This window comes from Actinotignum timonense, from assembly GCF_030216305.1.
Classification (GTDB): domain Bacteria; phylum Actinomycetota; class Actinomycetes; order Actinomycetales; family Actinomycetaceae; genus Actinotignum; species Actinotignum timonense_A.
In genome coordinates, this window is record NZ_JASOKT010000010.1 from 38,144 (window position 1) to 58,705 (window position 20,562).

General features: G+C 64.7%; 17 protein-coding genes. 13 read left to right on the forward strand and 4 right to left on the reverse strand.

Going from position 1 to position 20,562, the window contains the following annotated elements; genetic code table 11:
• Positions 1–175: 175 nt before the first annotated feature.
• On the reverse strand, positions 176–1,867 hold the full coding sequence (locus QP305_RS06195; RefSeq protein ID WP_284904573.1) for an MFS transporter: 1,692 nt from the start codon (positions 1,865–1,867) through the stop codon (positions 176–178).
• 36 nt (positions 1,868–1,903) lie between these two features.
• Positions 1,904–3,118, reverse strand: a complete 1,215-nt coding sequence (locus tag QP305_RS06200) for an amidohydrolase (protein ID WP_284904576.1) — start codon at positions 3,116–3,118, stop codon at positions 1,904–1,906.
• 160 nt (positions 3,119–3,278) lie between these two features.
• On the opposite strand from QP305_RS06200, the gene QP305_RS06205 reads away from it, so the two are divergent.
• From QP305_RS06205 to QP305_RS06215, 3 genes are read left to right on the forward strand one after another with little or no spacing between them, the layout of a single operon-like run.
• Positions 3,279–4,277 carry an MDR family oxidoreductase gene (locus QP305_RS06205; RefSeq protein ID WP_284904578.1) on the forward strand — a complete coding sequence of 333 codons (999 nt, stop codon included), beginning with the start codon at positions 3,279–3,281 and terminating at the stop codon, positions 4,275–4,277.
• Between the two features lie 18 nt (positions 4,278–4,295).
• Positions 4,296–5,267 (forward strand): L-lactate dehydrogenase, encoded by a 972-nt coding sequence (locus QP305_RS06210; RefSeq protein WP_026428978.1) that lies wholly within the window; start codon positions 4,296–4,298, stop codon positions 5,265–5,267.
• A 57-nt stretch (positions 5,268–5,324) separates the two neighbouring features.
• Positions 5,325–5,987, forward strand: coding sequence for a DNA-3-methyladenine glycosylase (locus tag QP305_RS06215; RefSeq protein ID WP_284904580.1), 663 nt, complete (start codon positions 5,325–5,327; stop codon positions 5,985–5,987).
• On the opposite strand, the gene pulA is transcribed toward QP305_RS06215, so the two are convergent.
• Positions 5,971–8,733 (reverse strand): pullulanase-type alpha-1,6-glucosidase, encoded by a 2,763-nt coding sequence (pulA, locus tag QP305_RS06220; protein WP_284904582.1) that lies wholly within the window; start codon positions 8,731–8,733, stop codon positions 5,971–5,973. The two genes, QP305_RS06215 and pulA, sit on opposite strands and share 17 nt — an antisense overlap.
• 186 nt (positions 8,734–8,919) lie before the next feature.
• Between pulA and QP305_RS06225 the strand changes: the two genes are divergently transcribed.
• The gene (locus QP305_RS06225) at positions 8,920–9,375 is read left to right on the forward strand and encodes a (deoxy)nucleoside triphosphate pyrophosphohydrolase (protein ID WP_284904584.1); all 456 of its coding nucleotides are present in this window, start codon (positions 8,920–8,922) and stop codon (positions 9,373–9,375) included.
• Positions 9,376–9,494: 119 nt separating this feature from the next.
• Complete coding sequence (locus tag QP305_RS06230; protein WP_284904586.1) at positions 9,495–10,292, forward strand: hypothetical protein; 798 nt, start codon at positions 9,495–9,497, stop codon at positions 10,290–10,292.
• Between the two features lie 68 nt (positions 10,293–10,360).
• On the opposite strand, the gene QP305_RS06235 is transcribed toward QP305_RS06230, so the two are convergent.
• Entirely contained in the window at positions 10,361–11,473 is a 1,113-nt protein-coding gene (locus QP305_RS06235) for a histidinol-phosphate transaminase (protein ID WP_284904588.1), read from the reverse strand.
• A 139-nt stretch (positions 11,474–11,612) separates the two neighbouring features.
• On the opposite strand from QP305_RS06235, the gene QP305_RS06240 reads away from it, so the two are divergent.
• The 8 genes from QP305_RS06240 (at position 11,613) to QP305_RS06275 (ending at position 20,456) form a co-directional block, all read left to right on the forward strand.
• The gene (locus tag QP305_RS06240) at positions 11,613–12,455 is read left to right on the forward strand and encodes a fructosamine kinase family protein (protein WP_284904590.1); all 843 of its coding nucleotides are present in this window, start codon (positions 11,613–11,615) and stop codon (positions 12,453–12,455) included.
• A 105-nt stretch (positions 12,456–12,560) separates the two neighbouring features.
• A complete protein-coding gene (gene purB / locus QP305_RS06245; protein WP_284904592.1) occupies positions 12,561–14,015 on the forward strand; it encodes an adenylosuccinate lyase in 1,455 nt (484 codons plus the stop codon).
• A gap of 104 nt (positions 14,016–14,119) precedes the next feature.
• A complete protein-coding gene (locus QP305_RS06250; RefSeq protein ID WP_016441929.1) occupies positions 14,120–14,803 on the forward strand; it encodes a DedA family protein in 684 nt (227 codons plus the stop codon).
• A gap of 186 nt (positions 14,804–14,989) precedes the next feature.
• Entirely contained in the window at positions 14,990–16,429 is a 1,440-nt protein-coding gene (locus QP305_RS06255) for an HsdM family class I SAM-dependent methyltransferase (RefSeq protein WP_284904594.1), read from the forward strand.
• Positions 16,426–17,373, forward strand: coding sequence for a BsuBI/PstI family type II restriction endonuclease (locus QP305_RS06260; RefSeq protein WP_284904596.1), 948 nt, complete (start codon positions 16,426–16,428; stop codon positions 17,371–17,373). Before QP305_RS06255 ends, QP305_RS06260 begins: the two co-directional genes overlap by 4 nt.
• Positions 17,366–17,554 (forward strand): hypothetical protein, encoded by a 189-nt coding sequence (locus QP305_RS06265; protein WP_284904598.1) that lies wholly within the window; start codon positions 17,366–17,368, stop codon positions 17,552–17,554. Before QP305_RS06260 ends, QP305_RS06265 begins: the two co-directional genes overlap by 8 nt.
• Before the next feature lie 94 nt (positions 17,555–17,648).
• The gene (locus QP305_RS06270; RefSeq protein ID WP_274735787.1) at positions 17,649–17,894 is read left to right on the forward strand and encodes a heavy-metal-associated domain-containing protein; all 246 of its coding nucleotides are present in this window, start codon (positions 17,649–17,651) and stop codon (positions 17,892–17,894) included.
• A 111-nt stretch (positions 17,895–18,005) separates the two neighbouring features.
• Complete coding sequence (locus QP305_RS06275) at positions 18,006–20,456, forward strand: heavy metal translocating P-type ATPase (RefSeq protein ID WP_284904600.1); 2,451 nt, start codon at positions 18,006–18,008, stop codon at positions 20,454–20,456.
• Positions 20,457–20,562 lie beyond the last annotated feature (106 nt).

Here is a 20,562-nt window from a genome sequence, read left to right on the forward strand (position 1 = left end):
GGGATTGCCACGTGAGGAATCTGGACCGCTTCGAAAGCACATCAGCATTAACGGGGTGTGGGTGCGCACCGCAGAAATCTGCAATACGCACCCACACCTATGTAAATATGCCTACGCGTGCGGCAGTCACACCCGCCGCCCGCGCACCCGCTCCGCGAGCGCGCCGCGCGAAGAACTACGCCTTCTGCTTCTCCACCAGGGTCTGCAAAGCCTTGGTGTCCAAGCCGGAGAGTTCATCCACGAGCAGCTGGCGCTCCAGGCGCTGGAGATCGCGTAGCGGCAGCTCGGACAGGCGCGCGATAATCTCCTGGCGCTCGTCGTCCGGGGCGAGCTGCGGTGCCGGAGCCGCGCTGGGAGCCGAAGCACCCGCGGTGGCAGAGCCCCCGCCCTTGGGTACCGTCGTCGTAATAGAAACAATGGCGAGCAGCAAGAACACCAAAGAAACACCCAAGGCGACCATCGCGGCCAGGCGAATCGAGGAGTTATCCGTACGCCCGGACATCGCGATCACGTCCGGCACCGGGGCGCCCTGCAGCCCGTAGAAGACCGCCAGCGAAATCGCGGTACCGATCGCCCCGCCCAGCGAGGAGGCCATCTTGTAGATACCCGAACCGGAACCGGCCTGGGAAGCCGGCAGGTTCGAGAGCGCCGCGTCCGTGGACGGGGTGGCGTAGAAGGCCAAGCCCAGACCGAAGAGGCAGTAGGCGATTACCGCCATGAGCACGTACTGGCCGATAAGCAGGTGCGTGGTCATGAGCAGCCCGCAGGCCACGATGGTGATGAGGCAGCCCCAGATCATCGGCTTGCGCGGCCCGAAACGCTGGAGGAGTTTCTCGCCGATACGGATGAAGGCGATAATGCACACGCCGTAGCCCAGCGAAAGCAGGCCGGCATCGAACGCGGTGTAGAGCGAACCGTCCGCCTTGTGCCCGGCCAGCTGGATGACCTGCTGGCTAATAATGAGCATGCCGATGGTGCCGTTTACCAGGAAGTTGGAGATCGTGGCACCCGTGAAGGTGGTGTTCTTGAAAAGCGCGAAATCAATGAAGGGGTTCGCCTGCTTGCGTTCCCACCCGAAGAAGAGCGCGTAAGAAACCACCGCGAGCGCGGTGAGCAGGAGCGTTGCCGCGCTGCCCCAGCCGAGTTTCGAGCCGTAGAGCAGCACGATCATGAGTCCGAGGGTGCCGGCGATGAAGAGCACCAGGCCGATGGCGTCGAAGCTCTTGCGCGGGCCGGTGCTTTCCACCCGGTTTTCCGGGGTGCCCAGGATCATGAGGAAGGCGAGCACGGAAATAATAATCGAGGCGATGAAGATTCCGCGCCAGCCCACGAATTGCACCACGGTGCCGCCGAAGATCGCGGCCAGGCCGGAGCCACCCCAGGAACCAATCGACCACATGGACACCGCGCGCTGGCGGGCCGGGCCATCCCAGTAGGCCTTCACGAGGGCCATCGAGGCCGGCATAATGCAGGCCGCGCCCAGGCCCTGGATCGCGCGCCCGGTCAGCAGCAGCGGCAGCGCCACGCCCCCGGCCGCGAAAATGAGCAGCAGCGAACCGGCCGCGTTGAGCACAATCCCGAGGAGGGTGATGCGTACGCGCCCGATTTTATCGGCCAGGCCGCCCATGAGCACCATGAAGAGGCCGGAGAACAGGCCGGTAATGGACACCGCGAGGTTCATCCCGGCCGCGTCCACGTTACCGAGGTCCTCCATAATATTGGGTGCCACGGTGGCGGCAGTTCCGGCGAATAGCCAGAAGGTCACCACCGCGAGGACGATGCCCCACAGCAGTTTTTCGGTGCCGCGGTAGCCGGTTTCTTGCGGCGGGTTACCGGCCGGCGCCTTTGCGCCATTGGTGGTAGCCATAGTTTTATCCTTTGTCATCGTGGAAATGTGGTCCCGCTAGTCCCGCGCCAGCCAGGCGAGCGCGGCAACGGCCGCGGCTTCGGTGCCGGTGGCGAGGGTGGGTTGGAGAACCGGCCCGAAGGCGGGGTTGTGATTGGGGTAGGTGGGCGCGCCTTCCGCGAAACCACCAAAGCCCCAGTAGGTGTAGGGAATCCCGAAGGCGTCCGGGATCACGCTGAAATCTTCGGAAGCCGATACTTCGCCGCAGTCCATCACGCGCTCTTCCCCGAAGTGTGCCAGGAATGCCTGGGTGACCTTGGCGGTAGTTGCGTCGTCGTTATTAGTAAGCGGGTAGGAATCGTAGATCTCAAATTCCGGTGCCTGCGGGGCGCGGGCCGCTTCGCATTCGGCCGTGATGGTGCGCTTAATGCCATCAAGGAGCTGTTCGCGCACGTCCATGTCGTACGCGCGAATATTAATAAGCAGGGTGGCCGTGTCCGGAATAATATTTGATTTGCTTCCGGCGTGGATGGAGCCCACGGTCAGCACCGCCATCTTGAAGGGATTAATTTCGCGCGCCACCACGCTCTGGAGCCGGGTCACCACGGCGGCGGCCAGCACCACCGGGTCGATGCTCAGATGCGGCATGGAGCCGTGCGAGCCCTTCCCGTGCAGCGTCACCTTAACGGAAGCACCGGTGGAGAGAATCGCCCCGGCGTGGGTGCCGACCTGCCCCGCGCGCATCGGCCCGGCCAGCACGTGCTGCCCCAGAGCCACATCCGGCGCCGGAATCTTATCGACCAGCCCGTCGGCCACCATGGAGCGCGCCCCGGCCGCGGTTTCTTCCCCGGGCTGGAACAGCGCGATATAGGTGCCGGCCCAGGCCTCGCGATTTTCCGCGAAAATACGGGCCGCACCCAGGGCGCAAGAAATATGGAAATCGTGGCCGCAGGCGTGCATGGCCGGGACTTCATTGCCGTCCGCGTCCGTGCGCGTCTGCGTGGATGCGTACTCAAGCCCGGTCGCTTCCTTGACCGGGAGCCCGTCAATATCGGCGCGGAACAGCACCGCGGGCCCCTCCCCGTTTTCCAGCACGCCGACGACGCCGCCGCCGATCCGCTGCGTTGCGTACCCGAGGCGCGTCAGTTCCGCGTCGATAGTGTCACACGTTTCTTTTTCCTGCATAGAAAGTTCGGGATGCTGATGCAGGTGGACATAAAGCTCTTCTTGCCAGGAGGTGAAAGAATCCACCGCCTCTTTAATGTTGATCATGAATCACCTTTCCGCCAGGATAGGGCGGGACCGCCATCGTTGCGAATGCGTGGAAGTAGCGGCCGGCCCTATCTGCGCCTTGTGCCCGGCTCACGCGCCGGGTCTACTTCAGATAGTAGCGGTAAAAGCACCTCGCGTGCCGCGCCGGTACGCTTAATGCATGGCTACTATTTTTGTGCGGTGCGACGACGCAGCCGCGCCCACGCTCACTTTCGACACTCAGGCCGGTGGAGCGAATGCGGCCCCGTTCGGGGAAGGCGATGTGCTCCTCGATATTTCCTGGTCTTCCCTCAATTACAAAGATGCGCTGTGCTTGAAAGGGGACCGGGGTGTGGCGAGGGTCAGCCCGCTTATTCCCGGTATTGACGCAGTGGGGACGGTGCGGGAGGCCGGCCCGGATAGCCCGGTGCGCCCGGGGCAGCTGGTCAGTGTGAACGGGGCGGGTCTGGGTGAATTCCGGCACGGTGGCTACACCCAGCAGTTGCTGGTGCCCGGGGAGGCGTGCGTGCCGGTGCCGGAAGTTTTTAGCGCCGCGCAGGCGGCGGCCCTGGGAACGGCGGGGTATACGGCGGCGTTGTGCGTGCTGGCACTCAGTGATCACGCGGTGAAGGACGGCCCCGTTGTGGTGACCGGGGCGAGCGGCGGGGTGGGAAGTATTGCGCTCCACCTCCTCGCGCGGCTTGGCTATGAGCCGGTGGCGTTGACCGGGCGGGCGGAGCGCTTCGGGGATTTCCTGCGCGGGCTCGGGGCAAGCGAGGTGCTTTCGCGCTCGGAATTTGAGGAACCTTCCGCCCGGCCGCTACAGAAGAGCCGCTTTGCGGGCGGGGTGGATACCGTGGGCGGGCAGGTGCTCGCGAATCTGCTGGCGCAAATCCGCTGGGGCGGGACGGTGGCCGCCTGCGGCCTGGCCGGCGGAACCGCGCTGCCCACCACGGTGCTGCCCTTTATTTTGCGGGGCGTCACTCTGGCCGGGGTGGATTCGGTACGGGCCCCGCGCGAGCTGCGCCTGCGCGCCTGGGAGCTGCTGGCCGAGCACGTGGATACGGGCGTGCTCGATTCCCTCACCCACGTTATTGAGCTGGAGGAGGTTCCCGCAGCTGGGCGCGAGCTGCTGGCCGGTCAGCGTTACGGGCGCACGGCGGTGCGGGTCAACCCGTAGCGGCTAAAATAGTGAAATATGATTGACCAGCGCACTGAAGGCTCAAAGGTTTCTATTATTGGCGCCGGGGCGGTGGGAACTTCCCTCGCCTACGCCATGCTCATTAAAGGCGTGGCCCGGCATGTTGTTCTCCAAGATATCAACGCACAAAAAGTGCATGCCGAAGCTCTCGATCTTATGCACGGTGGCCAGTTCATGCCGACCGCCAAAATTGAGGGCACCGATAACGTGGAGGCCACCGCGGATTCCGATGTTATCGTCATTACCGCCGGGGCACGCCAGCGGCCGGGCCAGTCCCGCTTGGACCTTGCGGGCGCGAGTGTGGCAATGATGCGCTCCATTGTTCCCCCACTTGTTGAGCTCTCCCCCAACGCGATTTTCGTCGTCGTCGCCAATCCTGTGGACGTAGTCACCCAAGCCGTCCTCAAAATCTCCGGGCTGCCGCCCGCGCGCGTTTTCGGGACCGGTACCGTGCTGGATTCCTCGCGGCTGCGCCAGCTCATTTCGCAGAAGTTCCACGTGGCGACCTCGAATGTGCACGCCTACATGTGCGGCGAACACGGGGATTCCGAGACTCCCATGTGGTCGATGGCTTCGATTTCCACGGTGCCGATCCGCGAATGGGAGCTGCGTTCCGGCCCGGTCACCGATGAACTCCTCGACGGTATCGCCGACCGCGTCATCAACGCCGCCTACGAAGTGATCGAAGGGAAAGGCTCCACGAATTACGCCATCGGGCTGGCGGCCTCCCGGATTATCCAGGCGGTGCTGCGCGACGAACACGTGGTGCTTTCCGTTTCCCGGCTTATGACCGGCTGGAACGGGATTTCCGGGGTGTGCATGTCCGTGCCCACCATCGTGGGGGCGCGCGGCGCGATCCGGCAGATCGATATGAAGCCCTCGGATGCGGAACTGGAATCTCTACGGGCCAGCGCCGCGCAGATTCGCGAAGCGCTTTCCAACCTCGAGGGTATGGGCGACGACGCCTAGGAGGCACGCGGTACTCACCCGAGCATCGGACTCGGTGGGCGTAACAGCGGGAGGGGTATGACGGGCGCGAATACGGCGGGCACCGAGGCGGTGAGCATCGCTGCGGCAAGCGTCGCGGACCTGAGCCGGCCGGCCGATGAGCTCGCCCCGCTGCTACTGGGCGCGATGATAGGCGACGGCACCGTGGCGGTGCGCCTGACCGAGGTGGAAGCCTACCTCGGGGCGAGCGATCCGGCCTCGCATGCTTTCGCCGGGCCCACCCCGCGCGCCCGGGTCATGTTCGGGCCACCCGCCCACCTCTATGTCTATCTCAGCTACGGCATCCATCGCATCGGCAATATCGTCTGCGGGGCGGATGGCCAGGCCAGCGCGGTACTTTTGCGCGCCGGCGAGGTCGTGGCCGGGCTGGAGGAAGCCCTGATGCGCCGGACTCGGCCAGGCGCCGCTCCGCCCGCGCGCCAGGCCCTGGCGCGCGGGCCGGGCAACTTGGGCCAGGTGCTAGCTTTGGATACCTCCATGAGCGGGCTGCCGCTGACGGTGCGGGATACGGATGGCGGGGTGCTCGCTCCCGCCGGATTGGCGGGGCGGGCGCTGTGGCTGGAGTTGCCGCCGGCGCCGCTGCCCTACCGGGCGGGTCCCCGCATCGGGATTTCCCGAAATAAAGAGGCACCGTTGCGCTTCTGGCTGCCCGGGGATCCCACCGTCAGCGGGCGGCGCTGAGCAGGAAGACCGCGACGGAGCGCGCTGGCACAGTAACGGTGCCGCTGATAAGCGTGGCGGCGCGAACTGCGTCGTCGTACCCATAACGCTGAATGGGCGAAAGCTCATAGGTTTCCGTGACGCCCTCAATTTTTTCCGTGATGGGGCGCGGGGAGGCGTTGAAGGCGATGATGATGCCGTCGAGCTGCGGATCGATATCCGGGCCGGCGGTGTCGTCGATGCGCATGATGATGAGGCCGGGGGTGGCGCCTGGCCCACCGTTGGGGAAACTCACTTTCGCGCGGATGAGATCCGCGCTTCCCAGGGTGATGAGCGGGCTGGAATGGCGCAGGCGCAGCAGGTCGCGGGCGATGGCTTCCGTGCGGGCAATCTGTTCCGGGCTGGGGCGCAGTTCGGGGCGCGCCAGCAGCGGCCGGATGACCGGCCAGGATGCTTCGTTGCGGCTGGCGGGCGGGAGGCCCACCCCGAAATTATTGCTCTGCCCGGAGAAATCCAGGCGGTTGAAATGGTCCCCGGAATTGTAGGAATCCCGGTCCAGGGACTTCGAGCGGAGCAGCTCGGTGCCCGCGTGCCAGAAAGCCGGCGCCTGGCCGAGCGCCACCGTGGCCAGGGAGAGCAGCGCCATTCGGATGCGGTCATCGGTGCTCAGGGAGAGCGGCAGTTTGTAGGCGCCACTATCCCACAGGGTTTCGTTATCGTGCGCGTCCACGTAGTTGACGGCTTCCTGGGGTTGGGAGGCGAAACCGGCGGGCCGCCCGCCGTAATCCAGCTCAGCGCCGCTTTTCCACTCCCCGGTGTGGGTGCGGAAGCGAAAATCGCGCAGGGCCCCGGCCAGGGAGAGTTTGACCAGGTCGGTGGCGTGCCCGAGGCGTGCGCGATTCTCCTGCGGAGAACACGGGCTGTGGCCATTCGGGTCGGTGAACAGACCGGTGCCGTAGCCCTGGTGGTGGCGTTTATCGGAATCGAAAGGCCCGCCGCCGTGGACGGCATCGCGCAGGCGATCATTGAAGGCCCCGATCCCGGTGCCGTTCAGCTCCAGCTGGGTGGCCTGGCGGAACCGCGTGTTATCGGCCACCTCCCCGAAATTCCAGCCCTCCCCGTAGAGGTAGATACGCGCGCCGTCGATACCGTCGCGCTCCACCGTGAGGGCATCGAGAGCTGCCCGCACCGCCTCCATATTTGCCCGCGTATGGTGGCCCATGAGGTCGAAACGGAAACCGTCCACGCGATAGTGCTTGGCCCACAGCACCACCGCATCGACCATGAGTTTTTCCGCCATGAGATTTTCGGTCGCCACATTCGGGCAGCACGTCGACGTTGCGACGGCACCGCGCGCGTCCAGCCGGTAATAATAACCGGGCACCACTTTATCGAGGACAGAGGCCGGCGCCCCGCCCGCTGCGGCCGTGTGGTTGTAGACCTGATCTAGTACGACGCCGAGGCCAGCCGCATGCAGCCCTCCCACCATGGCACGGAACTCTTCGATGCGCGCCCCGCCATTGGGCTCCACCGCGTAGCTACCTTCCGGTGCCAGGTAGTGGAACGGATCGTAGCCCCAGTTATAGGCATCGGAATCCGCCACCGCGCTCACGGCCTGCTGCTGGGCCGGGGAATCCGGGGCGGCCGGCGGGATCTGCGGGATCTTCTGGTTCTCGGGGCGTTCGGGAATGGTGGCAATATCAAAGGTGGGGAGGAGGTGCACGGTGGTCATCCCGGCTTCCGCCAGGGCGCGCAGGTGGCGCATCCCGGCCGAGTCCGGCAGCGTGAACGCACCGTATTTTCCGCGCAGGTGCTCGGGAACGGTGGGATCCGACATTGAAAAATCACGCACATGCAGCTCGTAAATGGTGTGGGCGGCCGGGTTGGTGAGGGTGCGCTGCGGGGCGGTGCGCCAGATTTCTGGCTGGTAGGCCGGGTCGTTCAGATCCACGAAGACGGCGCGCTCGGAATCCACCGTGAGGGCCACCGCGTAGGGGTCGGTCACCCGGTAAGTCACCACGGTGCCCGCCCGGGGTTCCACAACCTCGACCTCGAAAAGATAGCTGGCGTTCTTCCAGGCCGGGGTGCCATGCACGTGCCAGATACCCAGCTCATCGCGGGTCATGGCGTGCGTGGTGGTGCGCGAGGCGGCGGTGCGGGTGGCGTCGCGCGCGGCGGCGGTGCACGCAGCGGCGCCAGTGACGGGGCCAGCGGGCCCCGCACCAGCGCCGTCGCCCGCACCCGTCACCACAATACGAACCTGGCGGGCGGTGGGCGCCCACAGCGCCACCGCGGGCGTATCCCCATTCCACGTAACCCCGAGGCGCGCCTGGCGGGCACCCGCATAAAGATCATCAATCATCCCGGCGATCTGCACCCCGGTCAGGGCGCTCAGTTCACCGGCACCAGTGTGGCGCGCCACCAGGAGCTGCCCGCGCAGGGCCTCGCGCAGCTGGTGGGACGGCACGCCGCTCAGGCGCAGCGCGGCATAGCCGGCCAGATGAGCGCGCGTGGGAATGGCCGCGGCCGGGATACCTCCCGGGTCCGCCGTGAGGGCGCAAAGCCGCTTGACGCCGAGCTGTTCTGCGCGCCTATCGCCACGCGCACTGCCCCCGAGCACCCCAGCCCCATCCGGGCAGGCCCACAGCTCAAAGCTGTCGCCCTCCGCGATCTGCTCCGCGGGCCAGGCAATCAACGAGCGGTTAACCGATTGCGCGAGGAACTCCCCCGAGCCGAAAAGCGCCTCAGAACTCCAGTGGTGGGTCATGGTGATCTCCTGTGATCGGCAAAATGGGAGCGGTGCGGATACGCGCGGGGACGGTGCGTGAACGGCGCCCGTAGGGAGGGGCAATGCGCGGCCAGTTTATCCGGTGGCAGAACTCACTCACAAGGTGAACGCATATCCGCACCGCCCACCCCAGGAATTAATATGGGCGGCGAGGAGGTATCCGATATGACATCCGAATCCGAATCTGCGCCCCGCCTGGTGGTGGGCGCGGCCCTCGTCGCCGACCTCACCAATCCCAGCGGCGTGCTGGCCACCCAGCGTTCCTACCCTGAATGGGCGGACGGCCTGTGGGAATTCCCCGGCGGCAAAGTGGAACCCGGGGAAACCTCGCGCGAGGCCCTGCACCGGGAGATTTCCGAGGAGCTAGGCTGCGGTATTGATATCGGCCGGCAACTGGCCAACCCCGATAGCCCGGACGGCTCCTGGGACCTGAGTTCCGGGGAGCATAACGCCGGGTTGCGGATGATGGTGTGGCTGGCGCGGCCCTTCGGGGAGATCACCCTGGGCCCGGCGCACCGCGATGCCCGCGTCCTCACCGCCGCGGAGCTCGATAGCGTGAAGTGGCTGCCCGGCGATATTCAGATTCTGCCCGTGCTGCGCGCCGCCCTGAGTGGGCGCTAGCCGAAGGCCACGGCGGGGCCACGTAGGGCAGGCTTCCTAGCTGCGCCGTCGTACCTAAGATGACGCACGGCGCGCGGTGCCGTAACCTAGGAGGACAATCCCCAGCACAAGGAGTACGCATGAAACACGGCGCGCACGGCCCGGCGCGATGGCCGCTGTATTTCTTGCTTTTCGCCGCTGCCGTTCTCGCGGGCGTGCTCGCCCTGGTGGGGGTTTCGTATTTTTCTGGCGACGACGCCGCCGCACCGGCGCCCACCGCCGCCGGTTCCGAACCCGGGCGCAGCGCCTCCGCTGATCTCACCCAGCTGCGCGAACAGGTCCACGACTTGCGCTCGGGCTCCTGCCCGAATCCGGAGAGCGCGGCGGCAACCCTGGCTGATTACGCCACCGCGGCGGCCGCGGGCGGCACCTATAGCGCGGAGGCCCCGCTGCTCACCGAGGCCCTGCGGACCCTCTCCTCCAGCTGCGGGGCCGAATACACCCTGAGCTTGAGCACGGCGCTCGGCGATATTGCCGCCCCGGCGGATTTCCAATCGTTCGCGGCCTCGCGCCAGTGGTGGAAACTGGTGCGGCCCGCCCCGCCGGAGGCCACCCGGCTGGAATCTTTCACCACCCCGATGAATAACGTGCGCTGCTCCCTCGACGAAAAAGCCGCCAATTGCACGATTTTCACCTACGACTATGTGTCGCCGCCCGGCTGCGAAGGCGAACCGGCCAATTACACCGTGGGCCTGACGGGCACCACCACCGCCGGGTGTTCCACCCAGGTGAGCACCGCCAAAGAAGTGCCCTACGGCAGCGTGGTGGCCGCGCACGGTTTCGCCTGCACCGCCGACCAATACGCCGGGATTTCCTGCTGGTCAGAGCTGACCGGCCACGGGTTTACGGTGCGGCGAGCCGCCGAAGAAGTGTTCTAGCTGGCGCGGCGCTTGTTGGTACGCGGCACGTGTGGGGCGGCCGCACCGTTGGTCTAGTTGGCGCGGCGTTAGCTGCTGCGTTCGCCGAGCGCGCGCACGGCCGCGAGCACCCGCGTGCTGCCTTCCGGCTCGGCCACGCTGATGCGCACGCCCTCGCCGAGCACCCGCACCAGCACCCCGGCATCCATGCAAGCATCTTCGAAACGCGCGGCGCTCACCCCGTGCCGGTCCAGTTCCGCCGCCGAAACCCACAGGAAATTCGCGTGCGAGGTGGGCGTGTGCCAGCCGGCCGCCGCGAGCTGGGTGGCCAGCTCATCGCGGGCGCCGGCGAGCTGCGCGGCGCGTTCCAGCACGGTATCCGCTTCGGTGAGCGCCGCCTGGCCGGCCACCTGAGCGAGGCGATTGATGCCGAAAGGCGTGGCGATACGGCGCAGCGGCTCGGCCAGCGCGGGGCTGGTGAGCAGGTAGCCCAGCCGCAGCCCGGCCAGCGCAAAAGCCTTGGAAAACGTGCGCGCCACCGCCACATTCGGGTACTGGCGCGCGAGTTCCTTCCCATTTTGTACGACGGCGCGGCTCGCCTGGCTCTCACCTACCGCGGGAGCGAAGTGAATATAGGCCTCGTCGAGAAGCACCGGGATGCGGGCGGGAACCTTGGCCAGGAAGCTAGCCAGCTCGGCGTGCGGGATGGTGGTGCCGGTGGGATTATTGGGCGAACACAGGAGGATGGCGCGAGTATTTTCCGTGATGGCGGCGGCCATCGCTTCCAGGTCATGGGTGCCATCCGCGCGCAGCGGCACGCCTACGAAGCGCCCGCCCGCGGCGATGGTGGCGATGGGGTAGGCCTCGAAGGAGCGCCACGGGCTGACTACGTCGCCACCCGGGGTGACCACGGCTTGCAAGAATTTTTCGATGAGGGCGGTGGAGCCGTTGCCCACCACAATGCCGGCCGGATCCCAATTCTCGTAGGCCGCGAGCGCGGCGGTGAGCTGCGCGCAGGACATATCGGGATAGCGGTTGAGTTCCCCGCCCTGAGCGACCGCGGCCGCGAGCGCGGCGGCCACCGCCGGGGTGGGCGGGAAGGGAACTTCGTTGCTGGAGAGTTTGACGCTATCGGCGTTGCGGGGGCGTTTCCCGGCAACGTAACTGGGCAGATCGGCTAATTCGGGGCGGAACCATTGCATTCTTCTATTGTGCACCATCACCGCGAGCCACCCCGGGGCCGTTCCGCGCCGCCGCACCGTCGCGCCGTCCCATCCCGTCCGCCCGCGCCGTTATCCGGAACGGTGCGCCGCCCGGCGCGGGGCGCCGTAGGATGCGGGTATGGAGACCTTTGTGAAAACCGGCGACCCGGCTGAGATCTGGGGTGAGGCGCTCTCGCTGGCGGAGCTGGCCGAGGCGACGCCGCATGGCGGGGCGCCCGTTGTGCCCCTCCTGTCCACCGCCGCGGATCACGACCGCGGTGTTATTCGTGAAGAACGCTTACGCTCCGTGCGCCCCACCGCGGTGGCCGCGCGGGAATTCGGGGCGCGCCTGGCCCACACTCACGCCTGGGATCCCACCGGGCATCGGATTTTCGGGCAGGCTCCCGGTGGCGCGGCTGCTCCCTCCAACGCGGCTCCGTCCACGGCTGACCGCTCCCGCCGGATCCGGCTGGGCTCCTGGGATTTGCCGGTGGTTCCCGCCGATTTCCCCGCCCGCAGCTTCGGAGAGTTTTACGCCGAGGATCGCATCGAGCCCTACCTGGGCCCCGCCCGCGACAACTGTGCGTTGGATGCGAGCGGCACCCACGCCCTGGAGCATTTATGCGAGCGCCTGCGCGACGGCGATTTCGATTCACCTCAGCCGGCCCTGGTGCACAGCCCGGCCGCCCTGCTCCACGGTGATTTATGGAGTGGCAATGTGATGTGGACGGAGCTCGGCGGGATGCTCATCGACCCGGTTTCCCACGGCGGGCACGCGGAAACCGACCTGGCCACCCTCACGGTCTTCCGCGCGCCGTTCGCGGAGGAAATCTACGCCGGCTATAACGAGGTCTCCCCGCTGGCTTCCGGGTGGCAGCACCGCATCGGCCTGCACAGCCTCCACATCCTCATCCTTCACGCCGCGCTGTTCGGCGGTTCCTACGGCGCCGAAACGCTAAGCGCCGCCCGGCCCTATCTCTAGTTCTGCCAGCCGGACGTGCATTCCCAGCCACCAACGGGCACCGGACGCAGCGGTATACGCCCGCACGGTTCTGCCAGCCGGGCGCGGATCTGCCAGAATAGAGCCATGAGTGAGCAGCGCGCGCCAGAACCAGCTTCCGAATCCACCGCCGTCCCGAATATTTCCGGGCCGCTATCCCCCTTAGATGGCCGCTACGCCAGCGCCACCGCCCCGCTCCAGCCTTACCTGTGCGAGGCCGCGCTCAACCGCTACCGGATTCACGTGGAAGTCGAATGGTTGATTTTCCTGTGCGAACGCGCGGTGATTGCCGGGGTGGGGGCGTTGCCCGGCAGCGCCGTCGTATATTTGCGGTCACTTCCTGAAAAGTTCGACGACGCCGCGGCACGCGAGCTGGCCACCATTGAGGCGGAAACACGGCACGATGTCAAGGCTGTCGAATACTTCATCAAGAAGCGCATGGACGCTGGCGGGCTGGGCCACCTGCGCGAAATGGTGCATATTTTCTGCACCTCGGAGGATATTAATAGCCTGGCCTGGGCGCTGGGCGTGCGCGATGCGGTGCGCCGCTGCTGGTTGCCGCGCGCCTGGGGCCTGGTTTCTGATTTGAGCGAGCTGGCCCGCACCCACGCGGAGCTTCCCATGCTTGCCCATACGCACGGGCAGCCGGCCTCGCCCACCACCGTTGGCAAAGAGCTTGCCGTTTTCGCGCACCGCCTGCACCGTTCCCTGCGCCGGGTGGAAGTCGCCGAATATTATGGGAAATTCTCCGGGGCCACCGGGACTTTCTCCGCGCACGCCACCGCTATTCCGGAGGTGAACTGGCCGGAACTGGCCCGCGATTTTGTGGAATCCTTAGGGCTGAGCTGGAATCCGCTCACCACCCAGATTGAGTCCTATGATGCGCTCGCCGATCTTTTCGACGATATTGCGCACGTCAATCGCATCGCCCATAATCTCGCCACCGATATGTGGACCTATATTTCTCTGGATTATTTCCATCAGAACCTGGCGGCGCAAGGCTCGACCGGCTCCTCGACGATGCCGCATAAGGTCAATCCCATTCGTTTCGAAAATGCGGAAGCGAATCTGGAGATCAGCTCCGGGCTTTTCGGGGTACTCAGCCAGACGCTGGTGACCTCCCGGATGCAGCGCGATCTCACCGATTCCTCCACGAAACGCAATATCGGGGTGGCGCTCGGGCATTCCTACCTGGCCCTCGATAATTTACGGCGCGGGCTGGCCGGGGTGGATCCCAATCCCGCCAAACTCGCCGCGGATCTGGACGCGAATTGGGAAGTGCTGGGCGAACCGATCCAGCAGGCCATGCGGGCTGCGGCCCTGGGTGGTGCCGAACACCTGGAAGATCCTTATGAGCGGCTCAAGGCACTGACCCGCGGGCGGAAAGTCACCGCAGCAGATATGCGGGAATTTATTGCGGGCTTGGGTTTGCCGGGGGACGTGGAGAAACGTCTTCTTGCTCTCACCCCGGCCGGGTACACCGGCCTGGCTGCCCGCCTCGTGGATTTCCTGGAGGACACGCCCGGGACCGCAGCCAGCTAAGCCTGCTAAGGTAACCGGCAGGCCGCGCGGCAGCGCGGCGGCGTCGTCGTAAAAAATACGGCATATGTGCCGCACTTCGCGGCGTTCGCAACCAGAGGAGAAGCGTGAACGTAGCAGCATGGACGAGCGTCCTGGCGACCGCACCGGCGCCGGGCGGTGACCCGGGCGCGATGGGCGGGATCACCGGCTGGGTGGTCAGTGTGATGGACGCTATCGGCGGGTTCGGGGCGGCGCTTCTTATTGCGCTGGAAAATATTTTCCCGCCGCTGCCCTCCGAGGTGATTTTGCCGCTGGCCGGTTTCACGGCCTCCTCGCCCACCTCGAATATGACGCTGATCGGCGCGATTCTGTGGTGTACCGCCGGGTCGCTGGCGGGGGCGTGGCTGCTGTATGGGCTGGGCGCCTGGCTCGGGCGGGAACGCACCCGCAAAATTCTGCTGTGGTTCCCGCTCACCAAACAATCCGACGTGGATAAAACCGAGGCGTGGTTCGATAAGCACGGCAGTTGGACCGTGTTCTTCGGGCGCATGGTGCCGATTTTCCGTTCCCTTATTTCGCTTCCCGCCGGCGTGACAAATATGGGGATGCTGAAATTTACCGCGCTGACGGCGGTGGGCTCGGCGATTTGGAATACGATTCTGATTTACGCCGGTTATCTGCTGGGCGCGAATTGGACCATCGTGGAAGATTACGTGGGGATTTTCGCGAAGATCGTGGCGGTGGTGTGCCTGGTGATCGCGGTGGGGTGGATTATTCATCGAGTGGTTGTGAACCGGCGCGGGCGTTAGAAAGTAGAACCCTCAAGCAATTTCGGCTCAAGGTAGCGTAGAAGTCCGGCTAAAAGTAGGATAGAAAGCCGGCTAATGGTAGCGTAGGGCATCTGCTAACGGTAGGACAGCACTGCAGCAAGTGCCACTCCGGGGTATGCGAATCTGAGCGTATTTTGTGTCGGGGCCCTACGTTAGGATTGCCCCATGGAGATGATGGAGCGGGCTGAACACAGGCGTGACGCCGCTCTAGCCTGCCTGGATTCCACCGAACAAGCAGCGCGTGGGCAGTTCTTCACCCCACCGGCCGTTGCTGACATCATGGCACGGATGGTGCGGATGTCGCATCTGCCGGAATCTGGCGTGATCCGCATCCTTGATCCCGGTGCAGGAACCGGAATGCTCAGCGTTGCGGTGGCTAGTTATCTGCGCGCGGCCCGCCCGAATCTCACGCTTGAGATCACCGCGGTTGAGAACGATCCGGCCCTTCTCCCCGCGTTGAGGGAAGCCCTGGCGGACTGCGCACACTTGGGTGCCACGGTCACGCTTGTCCCGGAAAATTACTTCGAATGGGCTCCGCGGGCGCGGCAATATTTCGATCTCATTATTCAGAATCCTCCGTATCACAAACTCCGCGTGGGAAGCCCGGATGATGTAGCGCTGCGCGCGCATGGAATCCAGGTTCCTAACGTGTATGCGGCCTTCATGGCACTGGGGATTCGTCAATTGGGGCCACGGGGCCAGATGGTAGTTATTTCGCCGCGCTCGTGGATGAATGGCACCTACTATTCGCGCTTCCGCAAGGATCTCATCAGCCGGGTTTCCCTTGACGCGATTCACACCTTTGAGTCCCGGTCCCTGATTTTTGGGGATATGGATGTCCTGCAAGAGTCGATCATTATGTGTGTGAGCGCAGGAATCCAAGGGGATCGGATCCTCATCCGTTCTTCCATGGATGCTTACGCTCCGGTTCGTGAACGTACCGTAGCAACAGCGGAGGTCATCCGGTCCAACGCTATTTTTGTGCCGGCCTCGCAAAGCGATAGCGATGCGGTTTCCTGGATGGAAAGTTTCCCTTATACCCTGGCTGATCTTGGGCTCAATGTTTCAACTGGCAAGGTGGTTGGTTTTCGCTGCAAAGAAATAGTGCATCCCAATCCCGACCTTCACTCTCAACGCTTGATCTACCCGACGAATATCGTCGATCACCGGGTTGTTCATCCGCGAGCCACACTGTCAAAGCCGCAGTGGATTAACCCGGTAGATAGTGCCGGGCTAAAACTGCTATGCCCGGCCGGCAGCTATGTGCTGGTAAAAAGATTCTCCTCCAAAGAAGAAGCGCGCAGGATTGTATCGGCCGTTTGGACCAGCGCAGAACCCTCAGCTTTCGACAATAAGCTCAATTACATCCACGAATCCGGTGGCGGCCTCGATCCGGTGCTGGCCCGCGGGATCGCACTCTGGCTCAACTCCCCCCAGGTTGATGCCTATTTCCGTGTTTTCAGTGGCCATACTCAAGTGAATGCCACCGATCTGCGCCTCCTGAAATTCCCGGACCGCGACGCGCTGGTCAGCCTTGCTCGGCAGAACGGCAATCCAGCGCTGAACGTACAGCACTTATGTGACGGGAGAATAAAAGCAGCATGAGTACTTTAGAAGAAGCGCGCGCCATCCTGAGAGCGCTGGAATTCGACGACAAACGCACAAACGCCATGTCCGGGCGTACGCTCATGGCATTAGCCGGTGTAGATGCACACACCCCCTGGGTAAAGGCAACCACCGAGAGGATGGGCGTGCGAGCCATCATGGACTGGATGCGCGAAAAACTTGACTATCCGATTGCTGAAAACTCACGTGAAACAGTACGTAGGTTTGTTCTGCACCAGTTCATTGAGGCGGGATTTTGTCTTTATAACGACGACGACCCATCGCGCCCAACAAATTCATCCCTGAATAACTACCGCCTCAACCCCGAAGTGATACTCGCGATACGCCAATTCGGAACTCCTGATTTTGATGCTGCTGTTGCTGAGTACCTCGCTGATATGCCCGGGCTTGCTACGCGATATGCCCAAGCCAGAGAGATCACCAGGATTCCCGTGACTCTCCCGAACGGGAAAGGCATAAGCCTCAAAGGTGGTGGGCAAAATACTCTCCTGAAGGCCATGATCGAGGATTTCTGCGGCTTCTTCATTCCTGGCGGCGAAGTGCTGTACGTAGGAGATGCCGATTCGAAACTTCTGCTCTTCGACGAAGATCGGCTGCGAGTGCTCGGGGTTCAGCTCGATACACACGGAAAACTTCCCGATCTGATCGTCTACGACCCGGGTAAAAATTGGCTGTTCCTCATGGAAGCTGCTTCCACACACGGCCCAGTTGACCACACGCGTAAAAACGAATTGTCACGACTTTTCGCCTCCTGTACAGCAGATCTCGTCTACGTATCCTGTTTTCCGGATTTAGTCACTATGCGCAGGTTCCTGACCGATCTTGCATGGGAAACAGAAGCGTGGGTCGCTACCGATCCAACGCATATGATTCATTTCAATGGCAAGCGATTCCTCGGACCATACAATGAAACACATGGATAAAAAGCCACTCGAGCAGAAAGATTCGCCACTGCTGCGGCTGTGGAAAAACGGGGAAGTACAGGAAGCAACAATTCCGTGGCCGGACCTTGTTGAACTTGCGTCTACGCCCGCCGAGCCGACGCCCGATGGGCCAACGGCCAGCGAGATTCTGCAACAGATGCGCGAAGAAGAACGCTACTAGGTTCCCTGAGCCACAAGCCATGCGGGAATAGCACCGCCAGGATTCGTGTTAAACCGGGTGCACCCCACCTCGGGGCTGAAGAAGGAGGCGCACCATGGCAACAGAAGAATTTGATCGCACTATCGAGCTGAAAGTCACCGGGATGACCTGCGAAAACTGCGTCAAGCACGTGAGCGCGGAACTCGATGCTCTCCCGGATGTCAACAGCGTGCTGGTCACCCTGAACCCGGAAGGTACCTCCTCGGTGCTCGTGTACACCCCGCACGATTTTTCCGACGAGGACCTCAAAGCCGCGGTAGCCGAAGCCGGCGACTACACCGTGACCGAGATCATCCGCTAAACACCACCCACTCGCACAAATAATGTAGGCACCCGCTGCCTTAACAAACACACTGCCGCGCGCCACCACCCGCGGCGGCTCACTCAGTGCGCCCACGTAAGGAGATTTTTCGTGTCCGAGCCCTCCCAGGCCGCAGCTGCGCCGTCGTACCCCATCGCACGCAACACCACAAGCAGCGCGAGCGAAAAACTTGACGCCGCCCCCGTTGCCGAAGTGAACCTCGCAATTTCCGGGATGACCTGCGCTTCCTGCGTGGCGCGCGTGGAAAAGAAACTCAATAAACTGCCCGGAGTGCGCGCCTCCGTCAACCTCGCCACCGACGAAGCCCGCCTCGAGCTCAGCGAAACCGGGGCGCAGCTGGACACCGCAGATTTCCTCGCCCAGGTGAGCGCGGCCGGCTACGAAGCCCGGCTCATTTCCCGCACGGGCACTATCAATCCGCACGACGACGCGCACCCGGCTACCACCAACCCGAACACGCACGCCGATGCCGCCCGCGCAGCAACCGCTACGCGTGAAGCAGCTGACGCCCAAGCAAGCGCCCGCATCGCCTCGCTGCGGCGCCGTTTCTGGATCTCGCTGACCCTCTCCATCCCCGTGGTGGCACTCTCCATGATCCCGGCCCTGCAATTCCCGTACTGGCAGTGGGTCATCGGTGCGCTCACCCTCCCGATCGCGCTCTGGTGCGGTTGGCCCTTCCACCGTTCGGCCGCCGCCGCGCTGCGCCACGGCTCCACCACCATGGACACGCTCATCTCGCTGGGCACCCTGGCCTCGCTGGGCTGGTCGATCTGGGCACTACTGTGGGGCGGAGCCGGCGGCGCGGACTACCGCATGTCCATGACCGGCATCCACGCGCTCGCCACCGGCGCCGCGCACGGCTCCCACGTGTATTTCGAAACCGCGGCCATGATCGTCACCTTCCTCCTGCTGGGGCGCTGGCTAGAGACCCGCTCGCGCCGCAGCGCCGGCGATGCGCTGCGGTCCCTCCTCGCTTTAGGGGCCGACGACGCACGCCGGGTACGCACCGCCTCCGGAGCGGATGTTGATGAAATTATTCCTGCCAGCGACCTGGCCGTCGGCGACGAATTCCTCGTGGCCCCCGGCACGAAAATTGCGACCGACGGAGTGGTGGTCTCCGGGACTACCGCGGTGGACGCCAGCCTCCTCACCGGCGAATCCACCCCCATTGACGTGGGCCCGGGCGATGAGGTGACCGGAGCAACCCTCACCACCGCCGGCGCGATCCGGGTGCGGGCCACCCGGGTGGGCCGCGATACCACCCTGGCGCAGATGGGCCGCCTCCTCACCCGCGCCCAATCCGGGAAAGCACCGGTGCAGGCCCTGGCGGACCGGGTCTCCGCGGTATTTGTGCCCGCCGTTATCCTCATTGCGCTCGCGACATTCGGGGTGCGCCTGGCGCTCGGCAACCCCCTGGATCTGGCCATCATGACCGCCATTACGGTGCTGGTGGTGGCCTGCCCCTGTGCTCTAGGCTTGGCCACACCCACCGCGCTCATGGTGGGTTCCGGGCGGGCCAGCCAGCGCGGCATCCTTATCCACGGCCCGGAAACCCTGGAAAGCGCACATAGCGTAGACACCATCATCTTGGATAAAACCGGCACTCTCACCACCGGAACCATGGCCGTGGACCGGGTGACCCTCCCGCCGGCGGGGGCTGATGGCGCGGCTGGCGGCGTCGTCGCTACAAAAGAAGCGCTCGCCCTGGCCGCGAGCGTGGATAACTATTCCGAGCATCCCCTCGCCCGCGCCATCGTGGCCCGGGCGCGTGAGGAGGGGCTGCAGCTCGCCCCCGCCACCGATTTTGAGAATCTGGCCGGGCAGGGCGTGCGCGCCACCATCGGCGGGCAGCGCTACTATGCGGCATCCCCGCGGGCGCTGCGGGAGGCCGGAGTGGATCTCTCCGAGTGGGAGAGCGTGCTGGAAGAAGCCGCGAGCGGCGGGGCGTCCCTGGTGATGTTGGCGCGCGAGGGCGAGGTAAGCGAAGCGCTCGCCCTCGTGACGGTGCGCGACCAGCTGCGCCCCACCTCCGCCGCGGCCGTCGCCGAGCTCAAAGACCTGGGCCTCACCCCGATTCTGGCCTCCGGGGATAACGCGGCCACCACGCGGGCGGTGGCCCGGGCCGCCGGCATTGACATCGTGCACGCCGAGGTCCTCCCCGCGGACAAGGTCCTGGTGGTGGAAGCGGCGCGCGCAGCCGGTGCGCGGGTTGCGATGGTCGGTGACGGGGTGAACGACGCCGCAGCTCTAGCCGCCGCGGACCTCTCCATCGCGATGGGTTCGGGCACCGATGTGGCCAAGGCCGCCTCAGATATCACCATCGTCAATTCCGATCTGCGCAATGTGGGCGCGGCGCTGCGCATCTCCGCCGCCACCTTGCGGGTCATCCGCCAGAATCTGGCCTGGGCTTTCGGCTACAACCTCATCGCTATTCCGGCGGCGGTGGCCGGGATTATCCTGCCGGGTTTGGCCGCGGCGGCCATGGCTTCCTCCTCGGTTATCGTGGTGCTCAATTCGCTGCGGCTGCGCCGGGCCGAGTAGTTCCGCGCCGAATCGCTGGGCGCACGCCGCCGCACGCGCACCACGGCCGGCGCTGCGCCGGGCCGAATAACCACGCCGGGTCACAGGAGAAACTAATACCTATCAA